Genomic DNA, 9,802 nt, shown 5'->3' on the forward strand with positions numbered 1-9,802 from the left:
GCATCGGCCAGCGGGTTTCTCCAAAAACCAAGCGGAGAGGGACAGGAGATTTTTCGATGAGTTTCAAGGTAGCGATCGTCGGCGCCACGGGCAATGTGGGCCGGGAAATGCTCAACATACTGGAAGAGCGCGGCTTTCCGGTAAGCGAAGTCGTGGCGCTGGCGTCGCGGCGCAGCCAGGGCACGGAAGTGTCGTTCGGCGACCGCACGCTGAAGGTGAAGACGCTCGACCAGTATGATTTTTCCGACACCGACATCTGCATCATGTCGGCCGGCGGCAGCGTCTCCAAGGAATGGTCGCCGAAGATCGGCAAGCAGGGCTGCGTCGTCATCGATAATTCGTCGGCCTTCCGCTACGACCAGGACGTGCCGCTGATCGTGCCGGAAGTGAACCCGGACGCGATCTCGCTGTTCACGCGCAAGAACATCATCGCCAATCCGAATTGCTCGACGGCGCAGCTGGTGGTGGCATTGAAGCCACTGCATGACTTCGCCACCATCAAGCGTGTCGTCGTCGCCACCTACCAGTCGGTGTCGGGCGCCGGCAAGGAAGGTATGGACGAACTCTTTACCCAGACCCGCGCGGTCTTCGTCGCCGATGGCGTCGAGGTCAAGAAGTTCACCAAGCGCATCGCCTTCAACGTCATCCCGCACATCGACGTGTTCCTCGACGACGGCTCCACCAAGGAAGAGTGGAAGATGGTCGCCGAGACCAAGAAGATGCTCGACCCCAAGATCAAGCTGACGGCGACCTGCGTGCGCGTGCCGGTGTTCATCGGCCATTCGGAAGCGGTCAACATCGAGTTCGAAAAGCCGATCACCGCCGACGAGGCGCGGGATATCCTGCGTGAAGCCCCAGGCTGCCAGGTCTTGGACAAGCGCGAGGACGGCGGCTACATCACGCCGCTGGAATCGGCCGGCGAGGACGCCACCTTCATCTCGCGCATCCGCGAGGATTCGACCATCGACAATGGCCTGTCGATGTGGATCGTCTCCGACAATCTGCGCAAGGGCGCCGCACTCAACGCGGTGCAGATCGCCGAGTTGCTGGTCGAGCGCGGCCTGATCCAGCCGAAGAAGAAGGCGGCTTAGTTTTCGCTCACGGGCCGTATCGCCGCTGCCGCGGCGGGCCCTCCGCGGGGGCGCCGAACGATCGGCGGCCCGCAGTCGCGTGCTCGGCCTTTGGCCGTTAGCTCCCTTCTCCCCGTTCACGGGGAGAAGGTCCCGGCAGGGGGATGAGGGGCAGCACCAGCCTCAGCTTCGATTCTCAGCCGCCAACCCAACCAGCAGCTCCAGCGCTTCCTCCGCCCGGTCGGCGGGGACGAACAGATGGTCGTGGTAGAAGGCCGAAACCGGGTTCACGCCCATGCCGGCGGCGGCGAGGCGCGTGGTGATGGCGGCGAGGAAGCCGACGGCCTCCAGCGACGAATGGATGTTCAGCGTGACCATCCGGCAGCGGAATGACGCGGTCAGTGCCGCAGCGATGGCCTTCTCCTCGGTTACGATCAGCGTCACGCCCTCGCGCTCGCGAAACACCATCACCGGCTCGAGGCCTTCCGGCTGAGCGACGCCAGGCGCCAGCGTGGCGAAGACATAGGTGCCGGCCAGCAGTTCCGGCGTCATCGATGCCAGCAGTGTCTTCAGATCGGTCTCGCCGGTCATTCGTTTCTCTCGCCTGCAGAAATGGGCCGCAGCCCACGTGCTCTTCAATATCCGCGACCGGCGCGTGCCGATAGTCCTGGCGCTGCAAGGACGACATGGCGATGTCGCTGGCGGCTGGGCTTGCGGACCTGTCGCATCGCACAATAGAGGAGCTGAGGGCCGATGCCGGTCCGTGAAAGGCCTTCGATGATCGTTCGCCCGCGCCCCACATTCCTGCAGCTGTTCTTCATCATGCGCGGTTCGGTCGTGCCACGCATCCTGCCGCAGATATTGGGCTTCGCGCTCTATTCCGCGATCATCCTGGCCGTGGCGCGCCGGTTCCAGCTTGATTTCAGCGTCTTCAACATCACGCCTTTCGGCCTCGTCGGCGTGACATTGTCGATCTATCTCTCGTTCCGCAACAACGCCGCCTACGACCGTTGGTGGGAGGCGCGCAAGCTGTGGGGCGCGCTGGTCTTCGAAATGCGCAACCTGGCCCGCGCCACCACCAGCCTCATCCCGGACCAGACCGAGCAGCGCGCCCTGCTGATGGAAGCGCTCGCCTTCTGTCATTTCCTGCGCGGGCAGTTGCGCAAGATCGACAGCATGAAGGATGCCCGCGCCTTCATCGACGCCGAGGCGGACAAGGCCGCAGCCTTTTCCAATCCGGCAGATGAGATGGTCAGGCGCATGGGCCGGCGTGCCAATGCGCAGCGCCGGGCGGGCGATGTCGACTCGATCGGCTTTCGTATCCTCGATGAGAGGCTCGCGTCGATCGCCGCCATCCAGGCCGGCTGCGAGCGGATCGCCGGTACGCCGTTACCCTTCGCCTACACGCTGCTGGTGCATCGCACGGCCTATATCGTCTGCCTGCTGCTGCCGATCGGCCTGATCTCGACCACCGGTTGGGCAACGCCGCTGTTCACGGCGCTGATCGCCTACACCTTCTTCGGCCTCGACGCGCTTTCGGAAGAGCTCGAGGATCCGTTCGGCACCGAGGCCAACGACCTTGCACTCGACGGCCTCTGTCGTGTCTGCGAAATCTCGGTATTCGAAGCGCTGGGCGAGACCCCGCCGAAGATGATGCCGGCGGAAAAGTTCTATTTTTCGTAGGCGAAGGCGCGCGGGCTTAAAACAATCCGGACCTCTGTCGGATCGCAGCCCCATGCCACGTCCTTGGTTCGACCCCAGCGAAAAGGGCTCGAACCACTAGGAGGGACCACCATGAGCATTTCCGAAACCGCGCCCGTCTCGCCGGGCGCTTTATGGACCGGCCGCGCGCTCAGCGGCGTTATCGTGCTGTTCATGATCTTCGATGGCGTCATCAAGCTGCCGCCGCTCGATGTCGTCACCCAGACGATGGTGCCGCTCGGCTGGCCGGCCGATGCCAATGTCGCGCGCATGCTGGGCGTCATCAGCCTGATCTCGACCGCTCTCTATGCACTGCCGCGCACCTCGGTGCTCGGCGCCATCCTGCTCACCGCCTATATGGGCGGCGCTATCGCCACCAATGTCCGCGTCGACAACCCGCTGTTCTCGCACATGCTGTTCGGCGTCTATCTCGGCATTATCCTGTGGGGCGGCCTGTATCTGCGCGATGCCAGGGTCCGCGCGCTGATCCCGTTCAGCCGTTAGATCCAGATCGAAGCATCGCTTTCCGCTGAAAGCCTGACCCTTTGCCGGGTAATGTCTCAGGGATCGAATCGCGGAGTTGCGAGTTAGAGATTCGCCTGGCGGCGGAGGCGGCTCCTATCGGAGAGGAACGATGATGAAGAAAATGATGCTTTTGATGGCGCTGCTGGTGCCGCTCGCCGCTTGTTCGCAAACGGAAAAAGGCGCGGCCGTAGGCGGCCTCGGTGGCGCTGCCGTCGGTGCGGCGGTCGCTGGCGATCCGGTTGAAGGCGCCGTCGTCGGTGGTGCTGTCGGCGCCGTTGCCGGCGCGCTGATCGGCCGGGCGAGCGAGCGTGGCGAATGCCGCTACCGTGATCGCCGTGGCCGCGTCTACGTCGACCGCTGCCCGGACGGTTATTGATCGGCAGCTCTTACAGACAGAACTGGACAGGAAAACGGCGGGCACATGGCCCGCCGTTTTCCTGGATGCGAATAGAGCAATTATTCGGCGGTGGCGGCTTCCGCCTCGGCCGGTGCAGCGGCGGCGGCCGCAACAGCAGCAGCGGCATCTTCCTGCGCCTTCTTCAGAAGGGCAGCGCGTTCCTGCGCCTTCTTGCCCGGCTCGGCCTTCTTCGGGTTGGAACGGGCGTCGCGCTTGACGAGGCCGGCCTCGTCGAGGAAGCGCAGCACGCGGTCGGTCGGCTGGGCGCCATGCGCCAGCCAATGCTTGACGCGGTCGGCGTCGACCTTGACGCGTTCGCCGTCCTTGGGCAGTAGCGGGTTCCATGAGCCGATCGACTCGATGAACCGGCCGTCACGCGGCGAACGGGCGTCGGCAATGACGACGTGGTAGTAAGGACGCTTCTTCGAGCCCGCACGGGCCAGTCGGATCTTCAAGGGCATTTATTTTCTCCTAAAAAGGCTGATTTGGTTGGTCGGTTGGTGGCTGGTTTCTCAGCCGGCTTTCATCACGCCGTTGGAAGCGGCGATCTGTTCGTGGTGGCGGATCACTTCGCGGACGACGAAGTTGAGGAATTTTTCCGCGAAATCCGGGTCGAGATGGGCATCCTTCGCCAGCTGGCGAAGCCGGGCGATCTGCTGCTGCTCGCGTGCCGGGTCGGCCGGCGGCAGGCCATGCGTCGCCTTCAGCACGCCGACCGCCTTGGTGCAGCGGAAGCGCTCGGCCAGCATGTGGATGAGGGCCGCGTCGATGTTGTCGATCGAGGCGCGGTAATCGGCCAGGAGAGCGCGGGCGTCGGCCATGTCCTTCTCTTCGTTCATGGCGTCCTCACTTCTTCTTGCCAAGGCCGGGCAGCCCGCCACCGCCGAGGCCGGGGAGCCCGGGGAGTTTCATGCCGCCGGGCAGACCGGGCATTCCGCTGGGCAGGCCACCGCCGCCAGGAAGGCCTTTCATGCCGCCGCCGAGGCCGGCTGCCTGTGCCTGCTTCTGCAAAGCTTCGAGCTGCTTGGGGTCCATCTTCGACAGGTCCGGCATGCCGCCGCCCATCATGCCGCCCATCATGCCGCGCATCAGGCCGCCGCCTTTGCCCTTGCCGCCCATCGCCTTCATCATGTCGGCCATGCCGCGGTGCATCTTGAGCAGCTTGTTGATTTCGGCCGCGTCGGTGCCGGAACCGGCGGCGATGCGCTTCTTGCGCGAATGCTTGAGCAAATCGGGATTGGCGCGCTCGGCCTTGGTCATCGACGAGATGATGGCGAGCTGGCGGCCGAACATCTTGTCGTCGAGACCGGCGGCGGCCATCTGGTCCTTCATCTTGCCCATGCCGGGCATCATGCCCATGATGCCGCCCATGCCGCCCATCTTCGACATCTGCTGAAGCTGACCGGCGAGATCGTTCAGGTCGAACTTGCCCGACTGCATCTTCTTGGCCATCGCCGCCGCCTGTTCGGCGTCGATGTTCTCGGCGGCCTTTTCGACGAGCGAGACAATGTCGCCCATGCCGAGGATGCGGTCGGCGATGCGCTTGGGGTGGAATTCCTCCAGCCCGTCCATCTTCTCGCCAGTGCCGATCAGCTTGATCGGCTTGCCGGTGACGGCGCGCATCGAAAGAGCCGCACCGCCACGGCCGTCGCCGTCCATGCGGGTCAGGACGAGGCCGGTGATGCCGACGCGCTCGTCGAAGCTCTTGGCCAGGTTGACTGCGTCCTGGCCGGTCAGCGAATCGGCGACCAGCAGGATTTCGTGCGGGCTCGACACCTTCTTGATGTCGGCCATCTCGACCATCAGCGGCTCGTCGATATGGGTGCGGCCGGCGGTGTCGAGGATGACGATGTCGTGGCCGCCGAGCTTGGCCGCCTGCACGGCGCGGCGGGCGATGTCGACCGGCGACTGGCCGTCGATGATCGGCAGCGTGGCGACCTTGACCTGTTCGCCGAGCTGGCGAAGCTGCTCCTGCGCGGCGGGGCGCCGCGTGTCGAGCGAGGCCATCAGGACCTTCTTGTTCTGACGCTCGGAAAGACGCTTGGCGATCTTGGCCGAAGTGGTCGTCTTGCCCGAACCCTGCAGGCCGACCATCATGATGACGATCGGCGCCGGGGCATTGAGATCGATGGCGACGCCTTCGGCGCCGAGCATCTCGACCAGTTCGTCATGGACGATCTTGACGACCATCTGGCCGGGCTTGATCGACTTGACCACGGCAGCGCCGACGGCCTTCTCGCGCACCTTGTCGGTGAAGGAGCGCACCACTTCCAGCGCCACGTCTGCTTCGAGCAGCGCACGGCGCACCTCGCGCAGCGCCGCCGAGACATCAGCCTCCGATAGCGCGCCGCGGCCGGTCAGGCCGTTCAGGATCGAACCAAGACGTTCCTGTAGCGATTCAAACATTCGTTTTCCTTTTCCCTGGCATCCGGATGATGCCCGAGAGGTAATGCGTTCGCGCCCAGTGTCCAACCAAAAGCCAAAACCAAAAAGCACCCGGGGGCGCTCAGCGCTGCCGGGTGTTGGCCTCCAGGATCGATTTACAGCACTTCACCTCAAAGAGGTTTCGGCGTCCTGGTCGGCTTGCTCGGAGGGATACTCGTCGCGGAATTCGGGGCGTGTAGACAGGAAATCGGACACGGAGTCAAGACGAAGACCGGATTGCAGGGCGTGCGGCAGCCACGGCAGTGGTTGCCGGCATGCGAATTGGGCAAACAATTCTGCGCGCGAGGGGTCTTTGGAAACCCTGATTAACTAGACGGCTCGGCTGTGATCTTCACCCCGAGCGCCTTTGTGACACCCAGTAGCGTCGAAAGGCGCGGGTCACCGTCTGGCCTCAGTGCTTTGTAAAGAGCTTCACGAGTGACGCCTGCTTCCTTTGCAACAGCGGTCATGCCGCGCGCACGAGCAACAATGCCGAGCGCGTTTGCTATATAGCCAGGGTCGCCGGTCGCAAAGGCGTCGGCCAGCAGCTCGGCCTGCCCTTCGGCGCTGCCAAGATGCTCGGCGGGATCAAACGGAACGGTTTCGATTGCCATGATCATAGCTCCCTGGCCATCTGAATGGCCTTTTTGATGTCGCGGCCCTGGCTGGACTTGTCGCCGCCGCAAAGCAGGATAATGATTTCGTTGCCGCGCTTGATGAAATAGAGGCGGTATCCAGGGCCAACGTCCAACCGAAGTTCGCCGATGCCATCGAAATACTTCACGTCTCCGATGAGGCCGGACTGGACGCGGGCGATGCGGATCGCGATCTTTTCGGCGGCCCGCTTATCCCTCAGGCTGTTGAGCCAGTCGCGAAAGTCGGTGGTTTGGCGAACCTCGACCATCTGTGAACTATAGTTCACAGGCTTGATGTGTCAATCCATATGTGAAGAATAGTTCACAGTCCGCAACAGCCTAGACGGATTTCCCGGCTCGACTATGGAAATTCGGCGGCGACCTTGAGCGGCGAACGCGGATGTAGAAGCAGCACGATGGTCAGCATGCTGCAGGCGATGCCGATGAAGGCGATGAGAACCGCATCCGACGTCGCCCAGCCCGGTCCCTCGAGCGGCCTGGCATTGAACAGGGCGAAGGAATTGTAGCTTTCCTGATGCGAGATCAAGAGAAACCCGGTCAGGTTGTTGCCGAGATGAGCACCCAGTGCGGCGCCGAGATTGCCGGTTGCGTAGACGATAAGCGTCAGCAGCAGCGCGAAAGCGGCGATCGACGCCAGCACGCAAGCATTGATGGCTGGTGACGAACTCGCGCTCCAATGCAGCGAGGTGAACAGCAGGGCCGGCAGCAGGGCCCAGATTACCGGGCTCGTGAACCGGCTGGCGAGACCGCGCAGCAGATAGCCGCGAAACAGCAGCTCTTCCGAAGAGGTCTGCACCAAGGTGAGCGCGGCGATCGGGATCGCAAACAGCAGCCAGGATGACAAGCTGATCGGGCCACGCGTGATCTGCGGCTGCAAGAGATAGAGCAGGACCTCGGATATGAACGACGTGATCAGCACGGCGATCAGCCCTTTGAGGAAGTCGGGCCATGAAACTCGTCGGCTGTTGCCGATCAGCGCCGACAGCTTCTCGCCATGCACCCAGCGCATCGCGACCCACAGGCCGATCCAGATGCCGGCAAACGAGACGAGCGCGGTGAGGATGCCGAGGGGCGAAGCGAGGAAGCCCTGAATGCCGGATGATGGGGTCGCCTGCCAGGCGATGAACGCATAGGTGCCGCCGACCAGCACGGCCACGGTGGTTGCTGCCCAAAAAAGGACCACGATCCCCGTTCCGAGCAACAGGCGCGGTAAGGTCGTCCTGGCGTTCGGCGAATGCCTGTAACGCTCGAAGGCGGCCGGATCGATGGTCACGCGGGCTCCCTTGCCAAAGTCATCGCCTATTGACTAACCGATGGCCGGGAAAATCGGAATGGTTTTCCGCAAAGGACTAGGCCAGAGCGCAGGAGAGCGCCGCGCGGCGGCGCGGCCTGCTGGCGGCCGCTGCTGTCACAGCGGCCGCTTGTCGTCAGCGAACGACGTACATGATGCGCCGGGTCTGCGGATCGATCAGCGCCCGCTGGCCGTTCACATAGACATAGCGGTAATTGTAGTCCGGAATCTCGCGCAGCTCGACGGTGTCGGGCAGGGTCGCGCCGGTCACCACTTCGCCTTCGAGATAGATGGGATCGAGGCGATGTGTATCGACATAGGTGCGGACTTCAGCCGGAGGCGGCGGGAAGTCATCCACGACCGGATCGCTGGCGATGATCGCGCCGGTATAATCGGTCGAGTAGTTGCCGATGTCCTCCGGCGGCGAGACGACAGCAACGCTGGAGCGCCGTTCCGTCAGCACCACGCGGCTGCCGCCGATATCGGCCGTCACATAGTCGGAATAGACCCAGCCCTGGCCGCCGGCCTCGGCTATGGTGCACCATTTGCTGTTTTCGATGCAGCCATTGAGCGTTGCCGACTGGCCGGCGGCGAGCACGCCGATCACGGGATATTGCGGGCCGGGTCCGGCGCGCACGTTAAGATCGGTGACGGCTGAGACGGCGGTATCGGCAAACGCGGCGCCTGACATCACGGTCAGCATTCCGGCTACCGCAGGAAACAACAGGGATTTCATGGTTTCTCTCCGTTTTCATGGTCCCTCGCCAGCGAAAACGGGGCAGCAGCTCATGCGTTCCCGCTAAAGCGCCTGCGCCAACTCACGATTTGTTCCGTGTTCTCCAGGCAAATCGGTCAGAAGTTCGTGAACGAATTCCAATTTCCGTGCCGTGACGTCCGAAATGACAAAGGGGTAGAGGTCGGGCAGGCCCATGCAGCGGTTGATCGAATTGGAGGCTTCCGACAGCACCAGCCAGCGGGGAAGAATCTTTTCGAAAGGCTGGGGCGCGGTCGCCGGCTCCGAGGGTGCGGCCTGCAACCCGCCGCCTGTGTCGCCGCGCGGCAAGTCGTTGGCCTCCACCGTCTCCAGCCGGCCGAGCGGAAAGTTCAGCGCGTGCACCATTTCCAGCGTGTCGGTGATGTGCAGGTGATGAGCCCAGGTCTCGGCCCAGTCTTCCCATGGATGCGAGGTCGCATAGGCCGAGATGTGGCCTTGCTGCCAGTCGGGCGGCGCACCATTGGCATAATAGGCCTTCAGCGCCTGTTCGTAATCGGCGCGGTCGTCGCCGAACAGTGCGCGGAAAGCTTCGAGCCTGTGCGGATCGTCGCGGATGAGGCGGTCCCAGTAATAGTGCCCGAGCTCGTGGCGGAAATGACCGAGCAAGGTGCGGTAGTTCTCGCCCATCTCGACGCGCCGCTTCTCGCGCTCGGCCGAATCCGCCTCGGCGACGTTGAGCGTGATCAGGCCATTGTCGTGGCCGGTAAGAATCCGCTCGCCGCCGGGGCCGCCGCCGATCGGATCGGCGAGGAAGTCGAATGCCAGGCCGATCTCGTCGGCCGGGTTCTGCTTGGGCGCCACCGGCAGCCCGAAGGCCAGCAGCGAGTAGATGGCGCGCTTCTTCGCCGCTTCGACACGGATCCAGCGGCGGCGGTTGCCGTCGACGGAGAGATCCGGGATCAGCTGGTTCAGCACGCAAGCGCGGCAAAAAGCGTGACCCGGTTCCGCCATCCAGTTGCAGGC

At 63.6% G+C, this 9,802-nt stretch carries 13 protein-coding genes; 4 read left to right on the plus strand and 9 right to left on the minus strand.

The genetic code is table 11. The features are described 5' to 3' along the window. The first annotated feature begins 56 nt into the window (after nucleotides 1-56). On the plus strand, nucleotides 57-1,091 hold the full coding sequence (locus tag EN893_RS07600) for an aspartate-semialdehyde dehydrogenase (RefSeq protein ID WP_023814446.1): 1,035 nt from the start codon (nucleotides 57-59) through the stop codon (nucleotides 1,089-1,091). A gap of 162 nt (nucleotides 1,092-1,253) precedes the next feature. Here EN893_RS07600 and EN893_RS07605 read toward each other — a convergent pair whose 3' ends face one another. Next, the gene (locus EN893_RS07605) at nucleotides 1,254-1,661 is read right to left on the minus strand and encodes an ACT domain-containing protein (RefSeq protein ID WP_127268219.1); all 408 of its coding nucleotides are present in this window, start codon (nucleotides 1,659-1,661) and stop codon (nucleotides 1,254-1,256) included. 162 nt (nucleotides 1,662-1,823) lie between these two features. On the opposite strand from EN893_RS07605, the gene EN893_RS07610 reads away from it, so the two are divergent. The 3 genes from EN893_RS07610 (at nucleotide 1,824) to EN893_RS07620 (ending at nucleotide 3,672) form a co-directional block, all read left to right on the plus strand. Continuing rightward, complete coding sequence (locus tag EN893_RS07610) at nucleotides 1,824-2,753, plus strand: bestrophin family ion channel (RefSeq protein ID WP_236382962.1); 930 nt, start codon at nucleotides 1,824-1,826, stop codon at nucleotides 2,751-2,753. A 111-nt stretch (nucleotides 2,754-2,864) separates the two neighbouring features. Next, the gene (locus EN893_RS07615) at nucleotides 2,865-3,275 is read left to right on the plus strand and encodes a DoxX family protein (RefSeq protein ID WP_127268218.1); all 411 of its coding nucleotides are present in this window, start codon (nucleotides 2,865-2,867) and stop codon (nucleotides 3,273-3,275) included. A gap of 133 nt (nucleotides 3,276-3,408) precedes the next feature. After that, complete coding sequence (locus tag EN893_RS07620) at nucleotides 3,409-3,672, plus strand: glycine zipper domain-containing protein (RefSeq protein WP_127271330.1); 264 nt, start codon at nucleotides 3,409-3,411, stop codon at nucleotides 3,670-3,672. 80 nt (nucleotides 3,673-3,752) lie between these two features. Here EN893_RS07620 and rpsP read toward each other — a convergent pair whose 3' ends face one another. The 8 genes from rpsP to EN893_RS07660 form a co-directional block, all read right to left on the minus strand. After that, nucleotides 3,753-4,154, minus strand: coding sequence for a 30S ribosomal protein S16 (gene rpsP, locus EN893_RS07625; RefSeq protein ID WP_013528800.1), 402 nt, complete (start codon nucleotides 4,152-4,154; stop codon nucleotides 3,753-3,755). Between the two features lie 51 nt (nucleotides 4,155-4,205). Beyond that, a complete protein-coding gene (locus EN893_RS07630; RefSeq protein WP_023811329.1) occupies nucleotides 4,206-4,532 on the minus strand; it encodes a chorismate mutase in 327 nt (108 codons plus the stop codon). 7 nt (nucleotides 4,533-4,539) lie between these two features. Beyond that, the gene (gene ffh / locus EN893_RS07635; RefSeq protein ID WP_127271191.1) at nucleotides 4,540-6,099 is read right to left on the minus strand and encodes a signal recognition particle protein; all 1,560 of its coding nucleotides are present in this window, start codon (nucleotides 6,097-6,099) and stop codon (nucleotides 4,540-4,542) included. Between the two features lie 344 nt (nucleotides 6,100-6,443). Next, nucleotides 6,444-6,731 carry an addiction module antidote protein gene (locus tag EN893_RS07640; protein ID WP_127269503.1) on the minus strand — a complete coding sequence of 96 codons (288 nt, stop codon included), beginning with the start codon at nucleotides 6,729-6,731 and terminating at the stop codon, nucleotides 6,444-6,446. Between the two features lie 2 nt (nucleotides 6,732-6,733). Then, nucleotides 6,734-7,021: a type II toxin-antitoxin system RelE/ParE family toxin gene (locus EN893_RS07645; protein WP_127269504.1), complete on the minus strand. Its 288-nt coding sequence runs from the start codon at nucleotides 7,019-7,021 to the stop codon at nucleotides 6,734-6,736. A gap of 92 nt (nucleotides 7,022-7,113) precedes the next feature. Then, a complete protein-coding gene (locus tag EN893_RS07650) occupies nucleotides 7,114-8,046 on the minus strand; it encodes a type II CAAX endopeptidase family protein (protein ID WP_127269502.1) in 933 nt (310 codons plus the stop codon). Nucleotides 8,047-8,200: 154 nt separating this feature from the next. Beyond that, a complete protein-coding gene (locus tag EN893_RS07655) occupies nucleotides 8,201-8,800 on the minus strand; it encodes a DUF1236 domain-containing protein (RefSeq protein ID WP_127269501.1) in 600 nt (199 codons plus the stop codon). Nucleotides 8,801-8,863: 63 nt separating this feature from the next. Beyond that, nucleotides 8,864-9,802, minus strand: a 939-nt coding sequence (locus tag EN893_RS07660; RefSeq protein ID WP_128361467.1) for a putative zinc-binding metallopeptidase, incomplete at its 5' end; no start/stop codon positions are given.

The organism is Mesorhizobium sp. M7A.F.Ca.CA.004.04.2.1 (assembly GCF_004022825.1).
GTDB lineage: Bacteria > Pseudomonadota > Alphaproteobacteria > Rhizobiales > Rhizobiaceae > Mesorhizobium.